General features: G+C 62.1%; 18 protein-coding genes, 1 tRNA gene and 4 pseudogenes. 8 read left to right on the top strand and 15 right to left on the bottom strand.

Going from position 1 to position 24,034, the window contains the following annotated elements:
* Window positions 1–8 precede the first annotated feature (8 nt).
* Window positions 9–608: a hypothetical protein gene (locus tag ABIF91_RS05255; RefSeq protein WP_028180353.1), complete on the top strand. Its 600-nt coding sequence runs from the start codon at window positions 9–11 to the stop codon at window positions 606–608.
* 9 nt (window positions 609–617) lie between these two features.
* Here the strand turns inward: ABIF91_RS05255 and ABIF91_RS05250 are convergent.
* The 11 genes and pseudogenes from ABIF91_RS05250 to ABIF91_RS05200 all read right to left on the bottom strand — a co-directional run.
* Window positions 618–1,015 (bottom strand): annotated as a pseudogene (locus ABIF91_RS05250) (transposase); the annotation flags it as partial.
* A gap of 75 nt (window positions 1,016–1,090) precedes the next feature.
* A complete protein-coding gene (locus ABIF91_RS05245) occupies window positions 1,091–2,317 on the bottom strand; it encodes an IS256 family transposase (RefSeq protein WP_424578759.1) in 1,227 nt (408 codons plus the stop codon).
* Window positions 2,318–2,376: 59 nt separating this feature from the next.
* A pseudogene (locus ABIF91_RS05240) lies at window positions 2,377–3,051 on the bottom strand (IS630-like element ISRj1 family transposase); the annotation flags it as partial.
* A 42-nt stretch (window positions 3,052–3,093) separates the two neighbouring features.
* On the bottom strand, window positions 3,094–4,173 hold the full coding sequence (locus ABIF91_RS05235) for an Acg family FMN-binding oxidoreductase (protein ID WP_028180934.1): 1,080 nt from the start codon (window positions 4,171–4,173) through the stop codon (window positions 3,094–3,096).
* 104 nt (window positions 4,174–4,277) lie between these two features.
* Window positions 4,278–5,525, bottom strand: a complete 1,248-nt coding sequence (locus tag ABIF91_RS05230; RefSeq protein ID WP_028180933.1) for a class I SAM-dependent RNA methyltransferase — start codon at window positions 5,523–5,525, stop codon at window positions 4,278–4,280.
* Window positions 5,518–6,252: a TlyA family RNA methyltransferase gene (locus ABIF91_RS05225; protein ID WP_028180932.1), complete on the bottom strand. Its 735-nt coding sequence runs from the start codon at window positions 6,250–6,252 to the stop codon at window positions 5,518–5,520. Before ABIF91_RS05225 ends, ABIF91_RS05230 begins: the two co-directional genes overlap by 8 nt.
* Before the next feature lie 27 nt (window positions 6,253–6,279).
* On the bottom strand, window positions 6,280–6,834 hold the full coding sequence (locus tag ABIF91_RS05220; protein ID WP_035676308.1) for a nucleoside 2-deoxyribosyltransferase: 555 nt from the start codon (window positions 6,832–6,834) through the stop codon (window positions 6,280–6,282).
* 194 nt (window positions 6,835–7,028) lie between these two features.
* Window positions 7,029–8,957 (bottom strand): 1-deoxy-D-xylulose-5-phosphate synthase, encoded by a 1,929-nt coding sequence (gene dxs, locus ABIF91_RS05215; RefSeq protein ID WP_028180930.1) that lies wholly within the window; start codon window positions 8,955–8,957, stop codon window positions 7,029–7,031.
* Between the two features lie 612 nt (window positions 8,958–9,569).
* Entirely contained in the window at window positions 9,570–9,821 is a 252-nt protein-coding gene (locus ABIF91_RS05210; protein WP_008132970.1) for an exodeoxyribonuclease VII small subunit, read from the bottom strand.
* 74 nt (window positions 9,822–9,895) lie between these two features.
* Window positions 9,896–10,825: a histone deacetylase family protein gene (locus tag ABIF91_RS05205; RefSeq protein WP_028180929.1), complete on the bottom strand. Its 930-nt coding sequence runs from the start codon at window positions 10,823–10,825 to the stop codon at window positions 9,896–9,898.
* Between the two features lie 121 nt (window positions 10,826–10,946).
* Window positions 10,947–12,468 (bottom strand): annotated as a pseudogene (locus tag ABIF91_RS05200) (bifunctional metallophosphatase/5'-nucleotidase).
* Between the two features lie 343 nt (window positions 12,469–12,811).
* Between ABIF91_RS05200 and ABIF91_RS05195 the strand changes: the two are divergent.
* Window positions 12,812–14,038 carry an MFS transporter gene (locus tag ABIF91_RS05195; RefSeq protein WP_424578791.1) on the top strand — a complete coding sequence of 409 codons (1,227 nt, stop codon included), beginning with the start codon at window positions 12,812–12,814 and terminating at the stop codon, window positions 14,036–14,038.
* A gap of 85 nt (window positions 14,039–14,123) precedes the next feature.
* On the opposite strand, the gene ABIF91_RS05190 is transcribed toward ABIF91_RS05195, so the two are convergent.
* Window positions 14,124–15,902, bottom strand: coding sequence for an acyl-CoA dehydrogenase (locus tag ABIF91_RS05190; protein ID WP_028180927.1), 1,779 nt, complete (start codon window positions 15,900–15,902; stop codon window positions 14,124–14,126).
* A 255-nt stretch (window positions 15,903–16,157) separates the two neighbouring features.
* On the opposite strand from ABIF91_RS05190, the gene ABIF91_RS05185 reads away from it, so the two are divergent.
* Window positions 16,158–16,232: transfer RNA gene (locus tag ABIF91_RS05185), tRNA-Gln, on the top strand.
* A gap of 20 nt (window positions 16,233–16,252) precedes the next feature.
* On the opposite strand, the gene ABIF91_RS05180 is transcribed toward ABIF91_RS05185, so the two are convergent.
* Both ABIF91_RS05180 and ABIF91_RS05175 read right to left on the bottom strand, forming a co-directional pair.
* Window positions 16,253–16,456 carry a hypothetical protein gene (locus ABIF91_RS05180; RefSeq protein ID WP_424578790.1) on the bottom strand — a complete coding sequence of 68 codons (204 nt, stop codon included), beginning with the start codon at window positions 16,454–16,456 and terminating at the stop codon, window positions 16,253–16,255.
* Between the two features lie 68 nt (window positions 16,457–16,524).
* The gene (locus ABIF91_RS05175) at window positions 16,525–16,842 is read right to left on the bottom strand and encodes a hypothetical protein (protein WP_155252006.1); all 318 of its coding nucleotides are present in this window, start codon (window positions 16,840–16,842) and stop codon (window positions 16,525–16,527) included.
* 256 nt (window positions 16,843–17,098) lie between these two features.
* Here ABIF91_RS05175 and ABIF91_RS05170 point away from each other — a divergent pair, with 256 nt between their 5' ends.
* A complete protein-coding gene (locus ABIF91_RS05170) occupies window positions 17,099–18,367 on the top strand; it encodes an IS256 family transposase (RefSeq protein WP_038952271.1) in 1,269 nt (422 codons plus the stop codon).
* Between the two features lie 35 nt (window positions 18,368–18,402).
* Window positions 18,403–18,768: pseudogene (locus ABIF91_RS05165) on the top strand (integrase core domain-containing protein); the annotation flags it as partial.
* Here the strand turns inward: ABIF91_RS05165 and ABIF91_RS05160 are convergent.
* A complete protein-coding gene (locus ABIF91_RS05160; protein ID WP_028180165.1) occupies window positions 18,739–19,863 on the bottom strand; it encodes an acyltransferase family protein in 1,125 nt (374 codons plus the stop codon). The pseudogene ABIF91_RS05165 and the gene ABIF91_RS05160 sit on opposite strands and share 30 nt — an antisense overlap.
* A gap of 531 nt (window positions 19,864–20,394) precedes the next feature.
* Between ABIF91_RS05160 and ABIF91_RS05155 the strand changes: the two genes are divergently transcribed.
* The 3 genes from ABIF91_RS05155 (at window position 20,395) to ABIF91_RS05145 (ending at window position 23,995) form a co-directional block, all read left to right on the top strand.
* The gene (locus ABIF91_RS05155) at window positions 20,395–21,339 is read left to right on the top strand and encodes a glycosyltransferase family 8 protein (protein ID WP_050995274.1); all 945 of its coding nucleotides are present in this window, start codon (window positions 20,395–20,397) and stop codon (window positions 21,337–21,339) included.
* Between the two features lie 114 nt (window positions 21,340–21,453).
* Window positions 21,454–22,404 (top strand): glycosyltransferase family 2 protein, encoded by a 951-nt coding sequence (locus ABIF91_RS05150; RefSeq protein WP_050995275.1) that lies wholly within the window; start codon window positions 21,454–21,456, stop codon window positions 22,402–22,404.
* Window positions 22,405–22,501: 97 nt separating this feature from the next.
* Window positions 22,502–23,995 carry an O-antigen ligase family protein gene (locus ABIF91_RS05145; protein WP_028180166.1) on the top strand — a complete coding sequence of 498 codons (1,494 nt, stop codon included), beginning with the start codon at window positions 22,502–22,504 and terminating at the stop codon, window positions 23,993–23,995.
* The last annotated feature ends 39 nt before the right edge of the window (window positions 23,996–24,034 follow it).

Here is a 24,034-nt window from a genome sequence, read left to right as displayed (position 1 = left end):
TAATCTGAATGTCCAAGTCTGCACTTTCATGTGCTCTTGCAGCTCTCGCGGTGCTCTGCCTCGGCGGAGAGCCGGTCCATGCGCAAGTTGCGCCGCTGAGATATTGGATTCCCGGCGGACCTTTCGGCCTCAGCGGTGGTGCCGGCCAGAGCTCCGACACCTACGGCAACTTCACGAGCTTCAATGCCGGCGATGCCGATTGGCGCACCAGCTCTGCGAACGGTTTCTTCGTCGGCAGCCAACGCGGCAATCTTGGTTTGAGCGGCTTCAGCCAGGCGGGCTCGATCGGCAATTTCAGCGCGCTATCTTATGACAGCACGCAGTTCGGCTATAACATGAAGACTGCGGGTGGCATGCCGGTCACGTTCTTTGCCGGTTTCGACACGCTGAAGTTCGGCAACGGCATTGGCAGCTCGCTGGCGCCGCTCACCTCCAGCGCTGCGCCCGGCTATGGCGGGTTTGCGGGTGTCGAATTCAAGCCGACCTCCAACCTCAGCCTGTCGTTCGGGGCCGGGTTCATCCAGCAGCAATCGGGACTTATGGACAGTGACATCAACTCGTCGATGCTGCCCGGCGAGTCTCCTGCGCTGGGCGGCCTTCGGCGCTAGTACCCGGAATCAGAGCTGAGTGATACGGCGGCCTTTGAAACGGCGTTGACGGACCTTTTTCTTGGTCCAGACGAAGGGCTCGGCTCTGTCGTTGTATGCGTTGACGTAGGCATCGATGTGTTCCTGAAGCTGCTTGAGGCTCGTGAAGGAGGTGCCGCTGAGCGACTGCCCCTGCAAGATGGAAAACCATACTTCGACCTGATTGAGCCATGACGCACTTGTCGGCGTGAAATGAAATTGCACGTTGGGGTGGGCCTTGAGCCAGTCCTCGTTCTTTTTATGGGTGTTGAGGTTGTCGAGGATGACGTGAAGCTTGCGGTTCGGAAAAGTCGCGGTGACGCTGTTCATGAAATCGAGAAACTCGACGCGGCGCCGGCGTTTTGAATGGTCGCGATGATCTTTCCGGTGGGGGAGTGTCAGAAGTTTTGTGTAAGAGCGTCTCTGTGAGGGGTTTGCGGGGTCAGCGGACTGACCCCATGGGGTCAGTCCGCTGAGCCTGCAAAGCGCTCGCCGAACTGGATGGCAAACTGGCCCATTGCGGCCGTCCATGCAACCGGTCGTCGCCAATGGATGCCGGCATTTCTGATGGCGAGGTAAAGCAGCTTCATCGCCGCCTCGTCGTTGGGGAAGCTGCCGCGTGTTTTGATGATCTTGCGCAGCGAACGGTTCAGCGCCTCGACCGTGTTGGTGGTATAGATCATTTTGCGTATCTCCGGCGCGAAGGCGAAGAACGGAATGACGTGCTCCCACGCCCGGCGCCAGGCCGCCCCGATCGCGGGATAGCGCTTGCCCCACTCGGCTTCGAAGTCCTCGAGCCTGAGCAGAGCGGCGTCGGCATTCTCGGCATGATAGATCGCCTTGATCGAGGGAAGGATCGCCTTGCGATCCTTCCAGGACACGAAGGATAGGCTGTTGCGGATCAAATGCACGATGCAGGTCTGGACCATCGCCTTGGGAAAGACGCTGTTGATCGCCTCGGGAAAGCCCTTCAGACCGTCGACGACGGCGATCAGGATGTCGGCGACGCCGCGGTTCCTCAGATCGTTCATGACCTTGAGCCAGAATTTGGCGCCTTCGGTTTGCTCGATCCAAAGCCCGAGCACGTCTTTCTCGCCCGATGCAGTGATGCCCAGCACGACGTAGACTGCCTTGTTCTTGACCATCCCCTCATCGCGAATCTTGACCCTGAGCGCGTCGAAGAAGACCACCGGATAGATCGCTTCCAGCGGCCGGCTCTGCCATTCGCGGACCTCGTCGAGAATCGCGTCGGTGACCTTGCTGATCAGATCGGGGGACACCTCGGTGCCGTAGAGCTCGGCCAGATGGCCCTGGATCTCCCGTACCGTCATGCCCCGCCCGTAGAGACTGATGATCTTCTCGTCGAAGCCGTCGAAGCGGGTCTGGCCCTTCGCGACGATCACCGGTTCGAACGTGCCGGCGCGGTCGCGCGGCACCTCGATCTCGATCTCGCCGTCGTCCGTCAACAGCGCTTTGCTGCTTGTGCCGTTGCGGCTGTTGCCCGACCCGCGGCCTGCCGGGTCGCCCTTCTCATAGCCAAGGTGGTGGGTCAGCTCCGCACCCAGTGCGCGCTCCAGAAGCGCCTTCTTCAGTCGTCTGAAAAGCCCGTCTTCGCCGGCTAAGTCTTCTGGCTTGAGGCTGCCCCCGGCAAGAAGCTGGTCCAAAATCTCAGGTGAAAAATCCGTAGCCATGTGAGTCTCCTGTCAAAGGTAAACTCACAGAAACCATCTTACACCGAGTTACTGACACCCTCTCCGGTGGCGACTTCGAGCGCCGCAAACAATGTTGTGGTGCCATCCCGCTTGTAATCGTGGCTTTGGCCGGTTAAGGCGCGGCCATTGGGCAACTTCAGATAACCCTGCGCTCGCTCCAAAGCCTGGATCGAGGGCTTCTCGTCCACGCACAGCACAATGGCCTTCGCCGGCGGCGCGACATAGAGGCCGACAACATCGGCGGCTTTGGCCGTAAAGTTCGGGTCGTTGCTCTCGCACCAGGACTTGCGAGCCACCAGGTCAATCTTGTGGCTGCGCAGGAACCGCCAGACATATTGGACATCGACATCGCCCAGCGCCTCGGCCAGCAGGGGGCCGGTCCAGCGCGCAAACCCTTGCGGTGGCGGCTTATCCAGCAGCTTCAGAATCCGCTTGTCGGTCGTCTTCGTATAGATCGGCTGCTTGCCAGGCCGCGGCTTGTCTTGCAGCCCTTCAAGGCCATGGTCGGCATAGCGATGCCGCCAAAGGCTGACAATCCGCGGCTGGACCCCAACTTCCTTGGCGATCGACCGGGTGCTGCGCCCATCCGCCGCCAACAGAACTATCCGCGCCCGCTTCAAATCGCGCTGCAACGTCACCGGTGAGCGACAGCACGCCTCAAGCACCTTGCGATCTTTCCTCGAAAGGTGGACTTCTCTTGCTTCGGGTATCATCCCGACCTTGAATCACGACTCACGTTCCAAGAAAAGTGGGTACTAGGATTGCATCACCAGCTCCGGCGGACGCCGCAGCGATCCCGGCAGGTCTGGACCGGTTCCGAAACGCATCACGATATCGGGACGCCGTTCGCCGAGGCCGAGTGAGGCCCCGAACTGCTGCCTCAGCGCCGCCACCTCGACCGGCTGGTTGATGAAGGAATATTTGAGTCCCAGCGCGGTCGCCTGCAATCCGAAGCGCTGGCAGGCGCGGCCGACCGCGATCCAGTGCGACTTGTCGCTGCGATCGGCAGCGAGCACGACGACGCCCGCAGAGCTGTCGAGTTCTTCGCGGTATTTCTTGTTTTCCCCGCCCTCGGTGAAGAAGAGCTTGAGAAGTGGCCGCGCCACCCACGAGGGCAGCGAGGGGTTTCCCGACGCGGGCGAGAACAATCCGTCCATGGTCGCGAGTGCCTCCGCCTCGTTGAAGCGAATCCAGCTGACGAGCTCGCGCATGAAGGCCTTGTCGCGCATTTGTGCCGAGTTGCCTTCGAGTACGTAGTCGGTGACCCCGGCGATCGCGGCGCGTTCGGTCATCAGGATCGCAGCGACGTTCGGTTCGCGACAGGCATCCTCGAGCCGACGCAATGTCTCCGGTGCGGCCGGCCTGCCGTCGAACGCTGCGCGGGTGCATTGCCTGATCGGAATCGCGGCCGCCAATGCCGATGTGTCCTGTGGGGCCTCGTCGAGCGTGATCACGATGCGGTCGCCGTCGACGGCCGCATCGGCGTGCCAGCCCAGCGTGGACGCGGCGAGGATGAGATTTTCGGCGGCACAGCCGAGACTGACGAAGAGATGATGATCGTCCGGATCGACGGCCGGACAGCGGCGCTTGAAGTCAGGCGCAATCGCGATGACGTTGCCGCGGACCGAAAAAATCCACGGCTGGGTGTTGTGGCTGTTGGCCGCGAGGGTGGCAAAGCGCACGAGTTCGCGATCCCGCGGCACGGCTTGCAGCGGAGCCCGGGACGACTTTACCGTCTCGTCATAGGTGTTCGCCGCCGCTGCGGCGGAGGGACCGGTGATGGCTGTTGCGGACAGCCCCAGCGAAGTCGCGATGAATTGTCGTCGGTCGAGCACGAACGTCCGCTCCGCATCTCATGGCACGGAACGCTTTTAGCGGCAGCGGAGGGCACGGTGATTGACTGGTATCAAGGTTGTCGGATCGATGAGGAGTTTGCAGCCTATCGGGCAAACCGCGCCACCAGCTCGACATGCGGCGTGTGGCGGAACTGATCGACCGGCACCACCGCCTCCAGCCGATAGCCGCCGTCGATCAGCAGCCGCGCGTCGCGGGCGAAGGTCGCGGCGTTGCAGGACACCGCGATCACGACGGGCGCCTTGCTCGCGGCGAGCTTCAGTGCCTGCGCCTGCGCCCCCTGGCGCGGCGGGTCGAACACCACCGCGTCGAAGTCGCGCAGCTCCGGCGGCACCAGGGGGCGGCGGAACAGATCCCGCGGCTCGGCCTTGATCGGCTTCAGGCCTGGTGTGCGCGCGGCCTTCGCGAGGGCCGCGACGGCGCCGGCGTCGCTGTCATAGGCCGTGACGCGGGCCTTCTCGGCAAGCCGCAGGGCGAACGGGCCGACGCCGCAGAAGAGATCGGCGACCTCCTTGGCCTTGCCGATGCGCTCGGCGACCAGTGCGGCGAGCGCCTCTTCGCCCGCCAACGTCGCCTGCAGGAACGAGCCCGGCGGCAGCGTCACCTCCGCGCGGCCCATCTTCACCGTCGGCGGAAGGCGCTGCAGCACCAATTCGCCGTGCCGCGTCAGCCGCGCCAGGCGGTGCTGCTCGGCGACACGCGACAGCGCCGTGACCAGCGGGGTCGGCAGCGGGCCGGAGCCGCGCACGTCGACATCGAGGCCGTTGGCGGTGGCCGTGACCTGGATGTCGAGCGGCTTCGTCACCGGCATCCTGGAAGTCAGCGGCTCGGCCAGCGCCCAGGCCGCATCGAGCGCACCCTCGAGCCCGGGATCGAGGATGGGGCAGCGATGGATCGGGATGACGTCGTGCGAGCTCGTGGCGGAGAACCCGACCTTGAGGATGTCATGCGTGCCGAACCGACCGTGCAGCGTGATGCGCCTGCGCCCGGCACCATGGGCGTCGACCAGCGGCGCCACCTCGCAATCAATGCCGGCCTGCGCCAGCGTTTCCACCACGATGTTGCGTTTCCAGGCGCGATACGGCTCAGTCGCCCAATGCTGAATGGCACAGCCGCCGCAGACGCCGAAATGCGGACAGAACGGCTCGATCCGTTCGGAGCTTGCCACCTCCACCGCGAGCAGCTTGCGGCGGTCGGGATGGTGGCCCACGACATGATCGACCTCGACGGTCTCGCCGCCGAGCGTATAGGGCACATAGATGGCTTCGCCGGCGTCGAGGCAGACGCCGTCACCGCGATGGCCGACATGATCGATCTTGATGCGCTCAACCACGGCGCGCGCCCAGGAAGAATTCGACATTGCCGTCGCCGCCGGTGATCGGCGAGGGGAATATCTCGATGTCGGTGCAGCCGAGCGAAGCGGCAAAGGCCGCGATATCGCCGCAGATCTCCTGGTGCACGGCGGCGTCGCGGATGATCCCCTTCTTGTTGTGCTTCCGGTCCGCCTCGAATTGCGGCTTGATCAGCGCCAGCAGGCTCGTCGGCGCGGCGGCCAGCGACAGCGCCACCGGTAGCACCGCCTTCAGCGAGATGAAGCTGACGTCGATCACGACCACATCGGGCCGCGCCGGCAGGCGCTTGCCCTCGTAGCTGCGGATATCGGTCTCTTCCATCGACACGATCCTGGGATGATCGCGCAGCGAGGGATGCAACTGGCTGGTGCCGACATCGATGGCGAACACCAGGCTCGCGCCGTTCGCCAGCAGCACCTCGGTGAAACCGCCGGTGGAGGCGCCGACGTCGAGGCAGACATGCTCCTCGATTTCAATCGGGTAGCGCTCCAGCGCCCCGGCGAGCTTGACGCCGCCGCGGGAGACGTAGGGATGTGCAGGCTCGGCCTGGATCACTGCGTCCTCGGCGATCGCCTCCGATGGTTTTGAAACCTGCTTGTCGTCGGCCATGACGAGCCCGGCTTCGATCGCCGCGCGCGCCCGCGCCCGGCTCTCGAACAGGCCGCGCTCGACCAGCAGGACATCCGCGCGCTTGCGGGGAGGGGGCATCGAATCTCCGAACGACGACTGAAGAGCTTATGTAGCGATCAATCGCGCGGCCGCCATCCGGACGCAAGCCTCGAACGCGCCGAGGTCGTGCCAGACGTCGATCGGCATCGTGGCCGGAGTTACCAGCGGGCAGCCGCGCAGCTCCAGCGCATGGATCATCATGAGGTTGTCGACGAGGCCAAAGTCCTCGACTATCAGCCCCTGTGCATCGACCAGCCGGCCGTCCTCGGTGGTGACGTCCATGAAACGGCCGACACGGTCGGCATAGGCTGCGCCGTCATTGGAATAGGCGAGACAGAATTTGCCGCGGCCGGCCATGTAGCCGAGCTCGTAGACGGTACCGGGGTCGGCGCCGGCGCCGCGGAACGGGGTGAGGTTGGCAATGATGGCAACCGCCTCGTCCATCATCGCCTCGTTGCCGCAAAAGATCTGTCGCGAGGCGTCGGGCGCGGCGAGGTCGATGGCGTTGTCGAGCGGATAGAGGCCGGTCAATCCGTGAGCCGCGCAGATATCGACCTTGCGCCGGCCGATCTCGACCGCGTCCGGCAGGAAAACGTCGGGGCCTGCCAGGTAGATTTTCATGGGAGCCAAAGCCGAGCAAGTTTGGATCGAGGTGCGAGCCGCGCGGCGTGCTCTGCTCCTCCCCCGCGCGCGGGGGAGGGTTGGGGAGAAGGTGACTCCTCAATCGAGAACCCCCGAGAGGAAAGAGCCCTCACCCGACGCTTCGCGTCGACCTCTCCCGCAAGCGCAAGCGGGAGAGGTGAAGAAAGCGTCCGTCAGGCCAACTTCACCGTTTCGGCCTTGATGTCCTTGCCGAGCGCCTCGAACACCTTGGCGACGATGCCCTTGGCATCGAGTCCGGCGCGGGCGTACATCGCGGCGGGCGTGTCGTGGTCCTGGAACACGTCGGGCAGAACCATCGTGCGGAACTTGAGCATGCCGGTGTCGAGCGCGCCCTGATCGGTCAGGTACTGCGCGACATGCGAGCCGAAGCCACCGATCGAGCCTTCCTCGATCGTGATCAGGATCTCATGGTCGCGCGCCAGCTTGAGCACCAGCTCGGTATCCAGCGGCTTCATGAAGCGAGCATCGGCGATCGTGGTCGAGAGGCCGTGGGCGGCAAGCTCGTCGGCGGCCTTCTCGCATTCGGCGAGGCGCGTGCCGAAGGAGAGCAGGGCGATCTTGCTGCCCTGACGGATCATGCGGCCCTTGCCGATCTCGAGCGGAACGCCGACGTCGGGCATCTCGACGCCGCGGCCTTCGCCGCGCGGATAGCGCAGCGAGCTCGGACGGTCGTCGATCGCGACCTGGGTCGCCACCATGTGCACGAGCTCGGCCTCATCCGCCGCCGCCATGATCACCATGTTGGGCAGGCAGCCGAGATAGGCGTTGTCGAACGAGCCGGCATGGGTCGCACCGTCGGCACCGACGAGGCCGGCGCGGTCGATGGCAAAGCGGACGGGCAGGCTCTGGATCGCGACGTCGTGCACGATCTGGTCGTAGCCGCGTTGCAGGAAGGTCGAGTAGATCGCGCAGAACGGCTTGTAGCCTTCGGTCGCAAGACCGGCGGCAAAGGTCACCGCGTGCTGCTCGGCAATGCCGACGTCGAAGGTGCGGTCGGGGAAGGCCTTGTTGAAGATGTCGACGCCGGTGCCCGACGGCATCGCCGCGGTGATGGCGACGATCTTGTCGTCCTTCTGTGCTTCCTTGACGAGGCTCTGGCCGAACACGTTCTGGTAGGCCGGCGCATTCGGCTTGGCCTTGGCCTGGGTGCCGGTCGCGACGTCGAACTTCACGACGGCGTGATACTTGTCGGCGGAAGCCTCCGCCGGGCCGTAGCCCTTGCCCTTCTGCGTCACGACGTGGACCAGGATCGGGCCTTCTTCCATGTCGCGGACGTTCTTGAGCACCGGCAGAAGATGGTCGAGGTTGTGGCCGTCGATCGGGCCGACATAATAGAAGCCGAGCTCCTCGAACAGCGTGCCGCCGTCCATCATGAAGCCGCGGGAATATTCCTCGACGCGGTTGGCGCGGTTGGCGAGGATCTTGGGCAGCCGCTTGTTGATCTGCTTGGCAGCATCGCGCAGCGTGCGATAGGTCTTGCCGGAATAGAGCCGCGACAGATAGGCGCTCATGGCGCCGACCGGCGGGGCGATCGACATGTCGTTGTCGTTCAGGATGACGATCAGGCGCGAGTTCATCGCACCCGCATTGTTCATGGCTTCATAGGCCATGCCGGCCGACATCGCGCCGTCACCGATCACGGCGATAACGTTGTTCGTGCCGCCGGAGAGGTCGCGCGCCACGGCCATGCCGAGGCCGGCGGAGATCGAGGTCGAGGAATGCGCCGCGCCGAACGGATCGTAGTCGCTTTCGCTGCGCTTGGTGAAGCCGGACAGGCCGCCGCCGGTGCGCAGGGTGCGGATGCGGTCGCGCCGGCCGGTGAGGATCTTGTGCGGATAGGCCTGGTGGCCGACGTCCCAGATCAGCCGGTCGCGCGGCGTGTCGAACACGTAATGGATCGCGGTGGTGAGCTCGACCACGCCGAGGCCCGCGCCGAAATGACCGCCGGTCACCGAGACGGCATCGATGGTCTCCTGCCGCAGCTCGTCGGCGACCTGGCGAACCTGCTCGACCTTGAGCTTGCGCAGGTCTTCCGGCGTCCGGATGGTGTCGAGAAGCGGCGTCTTACTGTATGCGTTCACGGCGATTTCCAATTTGTCAGCACCGGAAGGTCATTCCGGTGCGCGATGGGTTTGCACAATATCGGCGCAGCGCGAGTCCTCAAACCGTCGGAGCCACCTGCATGGGGCAAGGCCCCGTCTTCAAGCTTAGGTAAGCTTAAGTGCGCTCCGGTTCAGTCTCTGTGATCCCTGTCACTCAGATCGGCTTCGTCCGTCCCAAGCCAATTTCATTAGCAATTCGAAGCGCTTGTCGTCGGCAATCGGTGCCTACTCAAGGCTTGCAAAAAGCCACACTCCGCGCAGCTTTACACCAAAGCTTGGGCCAAAGCCAACCCGCCGCACCGATGAGTGGTATGCAGGTGCAACTTGCGGGCCGAATTGGTTAACCCTGGCCCGGGATGAGGGGTTCCGGCCTGCTCGGTTCCGCGGCCGGCTTTTTTTGCCTGAATGAGAGCCTTTTTGCCCTCGGCGCCGAATCTCGAACGGGTTTGGCATGGCCCCACCCGCCCAAAACCGCGATGTTCGGTGGAACAGCCCGTGCGATCATGAAGGCGACACAGGAACCATGCCCGCGAAGACGTTTTGCGGGCCGCCGGTCGTCAGGCGACCGAGCGGGGAAAGTTCCCGGCCGATTTACTGGACGTCGAGCGGTGCAGTGCCGGTGGCCTGGCCGCTGGCATCGGTGGTGATCTTGTCGACGCGCGCCTCGGCCTGACGCAACAACTCCTCGCAGCGCCGCTTCAGGGCCTCGCCGCGTTCATAGATCGTCACGGATTCCTCGAGCGGGACCTTGCCGTCTTCGAGCCGCTTCACGATCGTTTCGAGTTCCTCGATCGCGCGCTCGAAGGTGAGCCGGGAGACGTCGACTTGAGTATTTTCGGCCATATCCGTTTCCGATTGCCCGATTCGCTTGCCTTACAGTGAAGGCGGGTTTTGCGGGCTTAATGTGGCGGGCGTCCTCAGGCGCCCATCAAGGCGCCGACATGCGCCGTAACAGATTCTTTCAGTCCTTGCAGGTCATAGCCGCCCTCGAGCACCGAAACAACGCGGCCGCCTGCGGTCTTGTCGGCGAGGTCCATCAGCTTGCGCGTCACCCAGGCATAGTCCTCGGCGCGCAGGTTCAGCGACGCCAGCGGGTCGCGGTAATGCGCGTCGAAGCCGGCGGAGATGACCACCAGCTCGGGGCTGAATTTTTCGAGCTGCGGCAGGATCAGGTTCTCGAACGCGGAGCGGAATTCCGGCCCGCCGTCTTCGGAAGCGAGAGGCGCATTGACGATGGTGTCGTGATCGCCGCGCTCGCTTCTAGCGCCGGTGCCTGGAAACAGTGGCATCTGGTGCGTCGAGCAGTACATCACGGTCGGGTCCGACCAGAAGATGTCCTGCGTGCCGTTGCCGTGATGCACGTCGAAATCGACGATGGCCGCACGCTTGATGCCGTATTTGCGCTGCGCGTGGCGCGCCGCGATGGCGACGTTGTCGAAGAAGCAGAAGCCCATCGGCTTGCCGATCTCGGCGTGATGACCGGGTGGGCGGATCGCGACGAAGGCGTTGCGGTGCTCGCCCGCCATCACCGCCTCGGTCGCCGCGACTGCGCCGCCGACGCCGCGCATCACGGCTTCCCACGTGCCCGGCGACATCGAGGTATCGCCGTCGATATAGATCTGCCCGCTCGACGGGGCAATGTGGCGCAGCTCGGTGACGTAATGCTCGTTGTGGCACAGCGTGACGAGATCGAGGTCGCCCTCCGGCGCCTCCTCGCGCACCAGGAACTGGAAACGCTCATGCGACAGCGCTTCTTCCACCGCGCGCAGACGATCCGGCCTCTCAGGGTGTCCCGGCGGCGTGACATGGTCGAGGCAGGCCTTGTGGGAAAGGAGAAGCGTGCTCATCAGGTCGGCCTCATGGGATGCGGACTTTGACGTCGTTGGCGCATCCAGCGCCAAAACGCAATGCAAAACCCAATCTAAGCGCTTGGCCGGGAATGGCAAAGCGCCGGCGGTTTGATCCGGATCAATTCACGCGCAGGATGCGGGTCGGCGGCAGCGGACCGACCGGCCCGTGTGCCCGGAAGAAGGCGAACAGCGCGTCCGCGTCGTAGCCGCCATATTGCGGCGCCGTGCCCTGTTTTGCGACGCTAAAGCCGTCTCCGCCGACGGCGAGGTAATCGTTGAGCGTAACGCGATAGCCGTTTCCAGGTTCGATCAGCCTGCCGTTGAGCGTCATCTTCGCGGGGATGACGCGCTCGCCGAATGGCTTCGATGCATCCCAAGTATAGCTGAACCCGTTCGAGACCTGGAGAATCCGCGGCCGCTTCGGATCGAGCCATTGCTGCTCGAGCATGTCCTTGAGCTGGTTGCCCGTCAGCGTCATCCTTCGCGTCGCGGGTTGCGAGCAATTGCGCGTCGGCAATGACATTGCCAAGCGGGCTTTCGCCGGCCTCGTTCGGCACGCGCGACAGCGTCTGCGTCACCGAGCCGGCAGGCCGGTTGGCGATCGGCGCAGATAGCTTGTCGTAGGCGTCGATCAATGCGGTCTGCTCGGGATCCTTGGCCAGCGAAGCGTTGGCGACGATCACATTTTCGGCTTTGGCGCTGACGATGTCGCGCGTTGCGGGATCGAGCTTGAGGTCGATCGCGGTGACCAGCGTGCCGTATTTGTCGCCGCTGGTGACGAGGCGTCCGTCGATATCGCAGACATAGGCGCGGTGGGTGTGGCCGCTGACCACGACGTCGACGGCACGATCGAATTTGTTGACGATGTCGACAATCGGCCCCGCAATCCCCGGACATTCATTGTAGTCGCCGGCGGGCTCGCCGCCCTGGTGGATCAACACCACGATCGCTTCGACACCACGCGCCTTCAGTTGTGGCACGAGCGCGTTCACCGTCTCGGCCTCGTGGCGGAATTCGAGCCCGGCAATACCCGACGGCGAGACGATGCCGGCGGTCTCCCTCAGGGTCAGCCCGATGAAGGCGACGGGAACGCCGTCGAATTCCCGGATCTCGTAGGGCGGCAGCACGCTCTTGCCGGTCGCGGTCTCGATGGTGGAGGCCGCGAGATAGCGGAATTTGGCGCCCGTGAAGGGATGCGGTCCCTGGCAGCCGTCGACGGGATGGCAGCCGCCGTTCTGCATTCGCAAGAGCTCGGTTTTGCCCTCGTCGAATTCGTGATTGCCGACCGAGCTGATCGCAAGGCCCATCATCGAGAGCGACTCGATCGAGGGCTCATCGTGGAACATCGCCGACAGGAAGGGGCTTGCTCCGATCAGATCGCCGGCGGCGACGAAGATGGTGTTCCTGCGCCCCTCGCGCAGCTGCTTCACCAGCGTCGCCATGTACTCGGCGCCGCCGGCCGCCACCGTCACCTTCTTGGACTTGTCCTCGGGGTCGTTGATGCGGATGCCGCCCGGCGGCGGCCGCAGATTGCCGTGGAAATCGTTGATGGCGAGAATGCGCAGCTCGACCGGAGCGGCGGGCTGGGCCGAGGCAGGGACGGCGGCGAGGATGGTCAGGATCAGAAAGACGTATCGCATGGGACAAGACTAGACGCAGCGCGCGAAGATTTCACGATGCTTTGTCGTGAACACGCGTTTCGACAGGTATGAATCCTTGATGTCGGCGGTGAAGACGCCGGAGATGATCATGCAGCGGATATCGCGCGCCGCGACGCTTGCCGCTCTTGCGAAGCATCAGCCTACATCATCTCGCAGGCGTGCCAATGCGCCGCTCAACCTTTTCGACGCCGACGTCCCATAATTCTGATGCATGGTACCCGCTGCCGTCATGTGTCGCAACAATTAGCTACAATGTTTCATTTGAATAACCTTCGGTTGTAGTGCATGATCTCGCGCCGTTCCATGGCCGACCGCCCGATTGATGATTGCCGCAACCCGGATTGACGAATCCTCGCTGCACTACCGCGGCTGGCGTGTCGTGCTGGCCTGCTTCCTGATGGCCTTCTTCATGTTCGGCTTCGGTCTCTACGGCCAAGGCGTCTATCTTGCCGAGCTTCAGCGCGCCCACGGCTGGCCGGGCACGCTGGTCTCCGCGGCCAGTACTTTCTCGTTTCTCCTGAGCTCCGTCCTCGTCATCTTCACCGACGATCTGCTCGAGCGCATCGGGCTGCGCTCGCTGATCCTGAGCGGCCTGATGGCGCTCGGCGCTTCGACCGTGCTGCTGGCGTTGATGCAGACGCCTTGGCAGCTCTATCTCGCCTATGCGCTGATGTCGGTCGGCTGGACCGGCATGGGGACCGTGGTGATCGCGACCGTGCTCAATTCCTGGTTCGAGCGGCGCCGCGGGCTCGCGCTCAGCCTTGCCTTCAACGGCGCGACCTGCGGCGGCATCATCCTCGTCCCGCTGCTGCTGTCGCTGACCGGCAGCATCGGCTTCCGTTCCGCCATGCTGGCGGCCACGCTCGCGATGATGGTGCTGCTGTTGCCGGTGGTCGTGACCTTCATCGGCTGGCCGGCCCGGATGTCACCGGCATCGGACGGACGTCCGGCCGCTGGCGGCGCGGCCGCGCCGGGCCAGTCCCGCAAGGCGCTCCTCGCCAACGCGGCGTTCTGGACCATGGTGCTGCCGATCGCGATGGCGCTGCTGGCGCAGATGGGCTTCATCATCCACCAGGTGACGTTTCTCGAACCGCTGATCGGCCGCTCCGCGGCAGGGCTCGCGGTCACTATCATGGCGGCGATGGCGGTGGTCGGGCGCCTGTCGCTTGGCCTGTTCGTCGACCGGCTCGATCCGCGTCTCGCCTGCGCTGCGTCGATGATGAGCCAGGCGGCTGCGTTGTTCGTGCTTCTCCAAAGCACGAGTCCGACGGTGCTGCTGGCCTGCTGCGCCGTCTATGGCTTCTCGATCGGCAACATGATCACGTTCCCGCCCTTGATCATCCAGCGCGAGATCGGCTCTACCGCCTTCGCCGCCGCGATGGGGTTGGGCACATCGATCAGCGGCATCGTCAGCGCCTTTGGCCCGGGCATCGTCGGCGTCGCGCGGAGCTTGACGGGCAATTACACCACGGCGTTCGCGCTGTGCGCCGTGCTCGATCTCATCGCGGCGGGCATCGTGCTGTGGCGGCCGGGAAAGAGCGCAGCCTGAAGCTCCGCAAGCTAAGGGCAGGCTAAGGGCAGGCTAAGGGGAAGGCTCGCGCAAGTTATTCGAGGTCGTGGCGAGCCGATCCGACTTACCCCAGCAGCACCGCATCCGCCGCCGCGACCGACTCCGCGCTCTCTGTCACCGTGCGCTCGAGCGCTCCCGCCTGCACCGTGATGTTCTCGGCAAAGAAGCGCGCCAGCGCGACGTAGCGCGCAGCGTCCGCGTTGCCGTCGGCCTTGGCGGCGAGCGCTTCGGAGGCGAGCAGGCAGCCGCCGAGCGTGGCGCCGAACTGCTGCAAATAGGGCGTCGCACCCGCAAGTGCGTCGTTGGGGGCGGACGCAACGCGCTCCAAAAGCCATTTGCTGGTGCGCGTGAGCGCCTCCAGCGCCTCGCGCAGCTTGGTGCCCGTGGTGCCGAAGCCGGGGTCGTTGGACGCCTCCACCTGCTTGACGGTCGCTGCGAGCTCGTCGAGCAGCGCCCACACCGACGCGCCGCCATTGGCTGCGAGCTTGCGCGTGACGAGATCGATCGCCTGGATGCCGTTGGTGCCCTCGTAGATCGCGGTGATGCGGGCATCGCGGTAGTGCTGAGCCGCGCCGGTCTCCTCGATGAAGCCCATGCCGCCATGCACCTGCACGCCGAGATAGGCGACCTCGTTGCCGATGTCGGTGGAATAGGCCTTGGCCATCGGCGTGAGCAGCGCCGCGCGTGCGGCCGCTTCAGTGCGCACCTTCGGGTCCTTGGCGCGCGTCGAGACGTCGATCACGACGGCGGTCGCATAGCAGATGGTGCGCGCGGCCGCAGTCTGTGCCCGCATCCGCATCAGCATGCGCTTGACATCGGGATGCACGAAGATCGCATCGGAGCCGTCGCCCTTCTTGCCGACCGCGCGGCCCTGCTTGCGCTCCTGCGCATACGACAAGGCCTGCTGGTAGGCGCGGTCGGCAACGCCGACGCCCTCCAGGCCGACGCCGAGGCGGGCCTGGTTCATCATCGTGAACATGCAGCGCATGCCCTGGTTCTCTTCGCCGATGAGAAAGCCGATCGCGCCGCCATGATCGCCCATGGTCATGGTGCAGGTCGGGGAGGCGTGCATGCCGAGCTTGTGCTCGACGCCGGAGGCGTAGATGTCGTTGCGCTGACCCAGCGAGCCGTCCGCATTCACCATGAACTTGGGGACGAGAAAGAGCGAGATGCCCTTAGTGCCGGCGGGCGCATCCGGCAGACGCGCCAGCACGAAATGCACGATGTTGTCGGTCATGTCGTGCTCGCCATAGGTGATGAAGATCTTCGTCCCCTTGATGCGATAGGTGCCGTCGGCCTGCCGATCGGCCCGGGTGCGCAACGCGCCGACGTCGGAGCCGGCCTGCGGCTCGGTCAGCTGCATCGTGCCGGTCCATTCGCCGGAGACGAGTTTTCCGAGATAGATTCTCTTCAGCTCGTCGCTGCCATGCGTGTCCAGCGCCTCGATCGCCGAGGCGGTCAGCAGCGGGCAGAGGCCGAAGGCGACGTTGGCGGCGCTCCAGATCTCGGTGCAGGCGGCGTTGATCGCGATCGGCAGGCCCTGGCCGCCGAACTCCTCCGGGCCGGACACCGCGTTCCAGCCGCCCTCGGTCCAGCGCTTGTAGGCATCCGGCCAGCCGGGTGCGGTCGTGACCTTGCCGTCGCTGAGCTTGATGCCGTGTTCATCGCCGATCTTGTTGAGCGGCGCCAGCACCTCCGAAGCGAACTTGCCGGCTTCCTCCAGCACGGCGGCCGCGAGATCGGCGTCGAAATCGCCATAATGGCCGGCCTCCATGGCGGCCTTGAGGCCCGCGCCATGGTTGAGCGACAGCAGCATGTCAGAAATCGGCGCGCGGTAGGTCATGGCTCACTCCCGGGGGACAAATATTGACGCCGTATTCTCACGAAACGGAGGCAGTCTCAATGGTCGGGAGGTGGGCAGGGGCCGGCCGGAAACGGAGCCGGTGTGGGTCCATAGAGCATCAAGCGCGGCCGATCCCGGGCCTGCGGTATTTTGCCCCTCCAGACGGTTGAAATGCTGCCCCGCTCCCTATAGACCGGCTGCGACTGGAGAGAATCCGCGGTAGCCCGATCTTCCGCCATTCCGTCAGTCGCCTGGTGGGGCGTAGCCAAGCGGTAAGGCAGCGGATTTTGATTCCGCCATTCGGAGGTTCGATCCCTCCCGCCCCAGCCACAGTCAATGCGCTGATTTTACTACACAAATAGCCTTATTCGATGCGCGATTTCCGGCGCGTTTGGAAATTCAATTTGCCCCGCGTTTGGAAATTCTGTGCTGGTTTCGTTTTTGGGTCGAAGGCCGATGGATGACATCGCGAGTTGAACGCCGCTCTTATCAAAATGCGAATTGAGCGCCTGAACACTGTCTGCGAGCTGCAAGCTTCGATCGTTGCCTTTCACGTCGCATGCGGGATCGCCAGCGGCAAAACGCCGTCGACCCCCTTGCAGCGTTCAACGAAGCTCGAAGTCTATCTTCGCGATCCGACGCTAGTCTTCGACATTGGGGAGGTTTGCTGCATCTCGTCTTGAGGTGAAGTTGCTCCATCAGCATTCTGCTGATCGAGCTCCTTCCGCGCCAAGAGATGTGCATGTCGCTTGCGGGTCGCAGCCAAGGCTCGCATCATCGTTTCCTTGGCACAGCCGCGATAGGCCTGCGCGGTCTTATGTCCGGAGAGCGCACGACCCTGTCCGTCGGTCAGTTCGGCTTCCTCAAGCTCGGTCATGCCGCCGTGTCGACAGGCATCAAGCGTGAACAGTTTTGACACGCCGTCGATCTTCTTGCGCATCTGCTGCACTGCCTTTTCCACGCCGGGATAGGACTACACTTTGGCATCGCCCTTGCGTTCACCCTTTTCGATCAGACGCATGATCATCGGGACACCAAGCTTGGGCAGATGGCTCAAAACGTCCTCTGCTTCGGCATAAAACTTGATGGTCTCTCCGTCGAGCTATGGCGGAATCTGGGTGATGACGGTGTGAGGAAGGCGGCGTATCGAGGCGGGTGACGAGCCTGCCAGAACCTCTCGAGGAGAGCGATACGCCATGACCGAGACTACCAATGTTCTTGCTTTCCGTCAGCCGTCCGCGGTTGATGATCCACTGACCGATATCGTTCGTGCCGGCGCGCGGGACCTGCTTGCCAGGGCGATCGAGATCGAGGTTGGCGCGTTTCTGGCCAGCACGGCCAATCTGACGCTGCCCGACGGTCGAGCGCGCCTGGTCCGACATGGGCACGGTCCGGTGCGCGAGATTGCGACCGGCATCGGTCCGGTGGAGGTCGCTCGTCCCAAGGTCCGCGACCGCGGAGCGAGCGGGCCAGGCGACCGCCTCCGCTTCAGTTCGGCAATCCTGCCGCTATGGGCGCGGCGGACGAAGAGCCTGGATGCCTTGATCCCGGTCCTCTATTTGCGCGGCATCTCGACCGGCGACTTCCAGGAGGCGCTCTCGGCGCTGCTCGGCAAGGATGCGCCGAACCTGTCGCCTTCGGTGATCGCCGGCCTGAAGGCCGATTGGCAGGTCGAGTACGAACGCTGGCAGAGACGCGATCTGTCGGCGCGTCGCTATGTCTACATCTGGGCCGATGGCGTGTACCTGCAGGCCCGCATGGAAGATCACAGCGAATGCATGCTGGTGCTGATTGGCACCACGCCGGAAGGCAAGAAGGAGCTGATCGGCTTCCAGGTCGGCGTGCGCGAGAGCGCGCAGAGCTGGCGCGAACTCCTGATCGACCTGCGGCAACGCGGGTTACGGATTGCCCCGCAACTCGCCATCGGCGACGGCGCCCTCGGCTTCTGGAAGGCACTGGACGAGGCCTTTCCCGGCACGCGGCACCAACGATGCTGGTGCCATAAAGTGAGCAACGTACTCGACAAGGTCGCCAAATCCGTGCAGGGCCCCATGAAGAACGACCTGCGGAACATCTATCTGGCCCCACACCGGGCCGAAGCTGAAACCGCGATCGACGTCTTCGTCGAGAAATACCACGTCAAATACGGACGTGCGGTGGAGTGCCTGATCAAGGATCGCCATGCGCTGCTCGCCTTCTTCGACTTCCCTGCTGAGCACTGGATCCACCTACGCAGCTCGAACCCGATCGAGAGCGTCTTCGCCACGGTGCGCCACCGAACGGTGCGGACCAAGGGATCGCTGTCGCAACAAACTGCGAAGCTGATGGTGTTCAAGCTCATCGACGCCGCATCGAAGACCTGGCGGCGATTGAAGAGCACGAACCAGTTGCCGAAAGTCATCGCCGGTGTAAAGTTCATCGACGGAATCGAAGTCATTCCGAACACTGAAAGCCACGCCGCCTGATCAGGCCGCGTCACCCAAAATCAGCCATAGCTCTGGCCGTGCTGCGCTTCAGCCAGGAGAGGCAGATCGAGTGGCACTACATCGCGCCCGCCAAACCGACCCAGAATGCCTTCATCGAGAGCTTTAACGCCCGCCTGCGCGATGAACTCCTCAATGAGACGCTGTTCACTTCGCTCGCACAGGCGCGAGCCGTGCTGGCGGCCTGGAAAGACGACTACAACAACGCCCGGCCGCACAGCGCCCTGGGCAACCTCACGCCGACCGAATACGCCAAACGCAACGCTCTTGGGCCGCAACGGGACGGGACGCTGCGCTATGCCGAGGGCTCCGCGCCCCGCCCCGTTGCTTCACCGAGCCCCTTGGGCTCATATTCAACCGGGACTCTTTCCATTGCTGGATGAAGCGAGGGGCTCAGACCACTTGGTCCGCGCCTGCAACGAACGAAGTTGCTTGTGAGTGATCGCTGGCCTTTCAACGAAGTGCCAGGACAACGCCGCAGGGACAAGGGTCATGCAAAATCCAAGCGCGAAAGTGCTAAGCGGCGAAACGGCAGGCATTGCCGCGATCAGCGCCTGTTGTATGGGAAAAGCGTAAATATAAATGCCATAGGAGTAGTCTGGAGCAGATCTGGTCCACGCGATCCATTCTCCATCCGGAACAAACGCGAACCACATTGCCGCGTACGCAACTGCAATGCTTGCGACCGGAGCAAAAAGAGGAGTTTCAACGCTCGCTACCATCACTGCGAGCAACCCAACAACTACCATGAACTTAAGCGGCAGCCTGTGTCGAAGATCGCTGTAAAGCCCGCCCAGTTGGAAGCACAATGTTAGACGGGCGAGCTCATAGGCCATCGCCAGCTTGCCTTCTGATGGATGGAGGCCGCGGATATCGAGGAAAATGAGCGCTAGCGAGCTCGCCAGAATGCCGGCAACCAGGAACCCCATTCGTCTGCGTTGTACCCTAAGGAGGCCAGTCATGCCGACGGCGGCGACGCAAACATAGCAGAAGACCTCATAGCGAAGAGTCCAAAGAGACCCATTTACGGCTTCACTGGGATTGTCGACGAACACACCGGGTAGTTCGTATCTAACGGCGATGACACTGAGGCATCCCAAAAGATACTGGATTGTTCGATAGTCAACGATGTACTGAAGAAAGGGTAATGTAGAAAAACTGGCTCCCAATACCAATACAGTGGTGACCAGCATCACAAACAGGCCCGGAAAGATGCGGAGGAAGCGCGCCCAGAAGAAAGATAGCGGCGAAGGATTTCGTTCCCAGCTCACGAAGATCAGGTAGCCGGAGATAACGAAGAAGAGGTTCACTGCATACCAACTCAGCGCCCGGCCGGTGAAGTAAAACGCCCAATCGTGTTGCGCCAGGCCCGTGGGCAGCTCGTATCCATGAGACAGGACGACCAAGCTCGCTGCGACTACTCGCAGAATATTGAAGTTGTTTCTGCTACGCGCCTCGAACTTAGATTCGCGATCCATATCAGGCTCGGTATTCTTAAAGCGGTGTGGCGATCCTTGGTGGCGATCCTTGGGGCGAGCCGAGTTTTTATTCGGACGAACGGCCACGAGGGGCTAGCACTCCATTCTCTTGACGAGCCTGCATCCCCCGGATTCCCGCGGTTCGGTCGGTGGATGGCATGGTTTACCGCCAGAGCAAAAGCAGGTTGTCATTAATTACCTTCCACAAATTAAACAAAGACGGGTCTGGAAAACAAGCTTTTATTTAATTTGACTCGATGCTATCCTAATGTAGGATTTGGAGTAATAAACGTAAAATGAATTCATGATATTTGAAAATTATGCGAGCTCGGCGCCGAGCCGCGGAGTGACCGAGTCAGTTCGCGTTCGGGCTCAACTTCGAGTGTGGTCCCGCCCTTTTCAAGCGCAGGAGGGGGAAATCAGCGGCGCTTCGGAGCGCGGCGGATCATCAGATCATGAGCAATGAACAACTTTCCCGGTGTTGCGGTCGATAGCAATCAGTCCCAGTCGGAAGCCACATAAGGTCATTGGATGAAACTGGAACAGGTGCGATGTCCAATCGTCCTCGCTTGTGACAGGCGGTATGCCATGCCGCTCGCGACGACCCTGCGATCGATTGTGGACGCACGTAGGAGCAGCGAACCGTTCGAGTTTCATGTGCTCGTCGACGGTCTTTCCGAGCGTGTTCGACGAAGGATATTCGAGTCCCTTCCGCCTGGCTCCGCATCGATCCGCTGGATCGAAGTGGATTTGGAGGCGTTCCAGGATTTCTCGACGCTTAGCTACATTTCAAGAGCCACCTATGCCCGGCTCCTCATTCCGCGCATCTTCCCGGATACGGTCTCGAGAGTATTGTACCTCGACGCCGATCTTCTCGTTCTTGATGACCTGAGAGCGCTGCTGGCAACGGATCTCGAGGGAAACGTTCTTGGGGCGGTTTTGGACGGTCTGGATGCCGAACTGAAGAATCGAACCCTTCGGCTACCGGTCCCGCGGGTGCGAGATTATTTCAACGGCGGAGTGCTTCTGATAGACCTTTGCCAGTGGCGAAAGGCGAAGGTCTCCGAAGCAGCGCTGGAATATCTCAAACGTTGCCCGGAATCGCCCTTCTCGGATCAAGACGCACTGAATGTTGCATGCGATGGCCTCTGGAAAAGGCTCGACTTGCGATGGAACTATTTAGCATACGATGAGAAGCTCGACGTCTCCGAGCTGATGGGCGAGCACAAACCCAGCATTGTTCATTTCACGACCTGGAAGAAGCCGTGGAGAGCGGAGGCTTCGAATGCGAACGCCGCGTTGTACGACTCGTTTCGAAGCCGCACGCGATTCCCGCGCAGCTCCATGAACAAAATGGAAGATGCTTTGCGGGTCGGTTGGTTCCGCATAAAGGCCTTCCAAGAGACTAGACGGGGCAAATCAGTTCTCTCACGCAATACGGTCGAACGTCAGGTTGGTCCAAGTAGCGTCAAATAGCCGAATAGTTCTTTGTTGATTTCTTGATCATGAGGTTGGCTGATGGCAGTACTCCTGGACAATCGTGACGCTGGAAGGAGTGGCGCGCCTCACGAACCTCTCGTCACGGTTCTGATGTCCGTCTACAACGCCGGAGTATATCTTCGGCCATCGCTTCTGAGCATCATCAACCAGACATATCGGAATCTGGACATACTGATCATAGACGACGGCAGCACGGATGGCTGCTTTGAGTCAGTTCAAGATCTGTTGGCTGATCCGCGGGTGCGCGTCATCCACCAAGAGAACGCCACGAAGCCCGTCGCATTCAATCGGGCGCTGGATCACCTCCGTGGTGAATTCTATGCAATCCAAGACGCTGATGACATCAGTCATCCAACGCGTATCGAAAAGCAGGCCCGAGCACTCATCAGCAAGCCGCATCTGGCCGCGGTATTCTGCGGTAACGAGCTCATCATCAATGGGACATTCATGGCTCCGGTGTTTGCGCCGAAGAGCGAAGATGTCTGTCGGGTTGAGATCAACGCGTTCCGGATGCCTGCGCACGATCCCACAGGAATGTTTCGAACATCGATGGTCGGTCATATGCGATACGAGCCGTCATTGAAGGTCTGCGAGACGTTCGACTACATATTGAGAGTCGGGGAAGCGTTTCCGATGGCTGTCTTGGGCGAGTGCCTATATGCCTACCGAATCCTCCCAAATTCTCTGACGAGACGCGCGCCAGCCTGGCGCCAACAATTTGCGACCGAGGCATTCAAACGAGCATGCGATCGGCGAGGTCTACGGTTTGAGAAAATATCCGAAGACAGTAGGAGCGCCAATAAGCTGTCCCGCCACAGTCTGCTGGACAACAATATCGCCGCCCACTTCATGTCGAGCGTATTGGATCTTTGTCGATCAAACCGCCGTTTGCTGGCGCTGAAGACAGGCTGGCAATGTGCTTGCCTGCATCCGGCAGACCCACACTATTGCAAGGCGTTGGTTTACGCTCTGATGCCCCCCAGAGCTGCCAGACGTCTGCGTCGCGCGTTCCCGACGATATCTTTGGAGGCGAGGAAGTGAAAGGCTGATCATCAGCCGAGAAGCCCGAGGATTCATTGTCGAGGATCTCGCGCTTGCACGGTGTTTTCTGAAGTGTGGGGCCTAGGAGGTATTCGCGTTGGGCCGGAAAAGCGTCGAACTTGGTTCGGACTTTCAGTTTGGCCATCTGCAGGATCGTCGGCCACGCCAGATCGGACGCGCCGCGGGCGGCTCGATCTCACGTGACGAACTGTACTTAAAGCTCCTGCTGATAGCAATTTTTCTGCCCGAGGGCCTTTCGTTCTTCGTCGGTGATTTTCGTCTCTCTGCCGCTCGGGTTATGATTCTATTTTCAGGCATCTTGGCACTGGCCCGCTTGTCGCAGCGCATGAGCACGCGAGAGTACGCCTGTATCCCATCGGATATTCTGGCCCCGGCCGCGGGCGCTTGGATGATGTTGGCTGCCACCATCACCGATGGTCTCGTAGGTCTCAAGGGAGCCGGCATCGAGGTAGTTGAGTTCGTGGGGGCCTATTTAACTTTCCGGTTCCTTCTGGGTTCGCCCGATAGCGCCGTCCGAGTGCTGCGGTTCTCCTGCAAGCTGATGATAGTTGTCGTTTGTGTCGCGCTTATCGATCCCCTGTATGACAAACTATTCACCTACGAGTTTGTCAAAGGCATCACCGGTTATAGCAAGCCCAGCTATGAGAGTGCATTGGCATCGAGGGCCGAGTCGTTGTTTAGAGACGGGGTCATTCGCGCCATGGGCCCGCTGGAGCATTCAATCCTATTCGGCGCCGTTTGCGTCTGGTTCGGGGTCCTGGCTTTCACCGTGTTTAGGTCCGGCCTATTCGGCTGGAGCGTCGCAGGCATCGCACTTGTCGGCATCTTGTTTTCGCAGGCGCGGAGTCCGCTGCTCGGCTATGTGATCGGCGTTGCATTGGCGGTGTTCTACGCTACGACCCCGGGCTTCACGGTGCGATGGAAGCTGGTTGGATCGTTCGTGGCCGTCGCGCTCGTTGCAATCTTCTCATTCTCGGGAAGTCCCATCGCAACGCTTGTGCGACTTAGTGGAGTAAGTGCGGAGTCAGGCTGGTACCGTCAGGCGATTTGGGACACGGCAACTCCTGTGGTGCTTTCATCGCCGCTGTTTGGAATCGGTTTGAACGGTGACTGGAACTGGCAGTCTCACGGCGGGCTTGTCAGCGCTAGCCTAGACAGTTTTTGGCTCAGCGCCGCACTGATGTACGGAATCCCTGGAAGCCTCTTGGTGTTTTTGACAATTGTGAGCGCTTTCTGGCTCGGGCCGATTGATAGGTCACCTCATCTTTCTCTCGAGGAGAGGCGGCTATCAGTCGCGCTCGGACTAGTTACGACGACTGCCGTCGTTCTAGGATTCATTGTGCACTTCTGGGGCACTTGCTGGATACTTCTTGCCGTGTTTGCCGGAATGCGGGCAAATCTTGCCGAAACCGCGATCATGCGTGATACGGCCGCGCGAAGGGCGGAAGCAGAGCCGATCGCGCTATCAGATGCCTTTGGATTCGATGTTCTGCGCGCGCGCGGTTCCCACGACGGAAGGAGGAGCCGTTGGCATGACATGCATGCCCAGAGCGATGGCAGTCCGCGCTAAGCTGTCGGGGGCTACATCGATAGAGAGTTCTCGCCTGTC

It is taken from the genome of Bradyrhizobium sp. USDA 241, assembly GCF_049739505.1.
Classification (GTDB): Bacteria; Pseudomonadota; Alphaproteobacteria; order Rhizobiales; family Xanthobacteraceae; genus Bradyrhizobium; species Bradyrhizobium liaoningense.
This window is presented reverse-complemented; position numbering and strand designations above follow the sequence as displayed.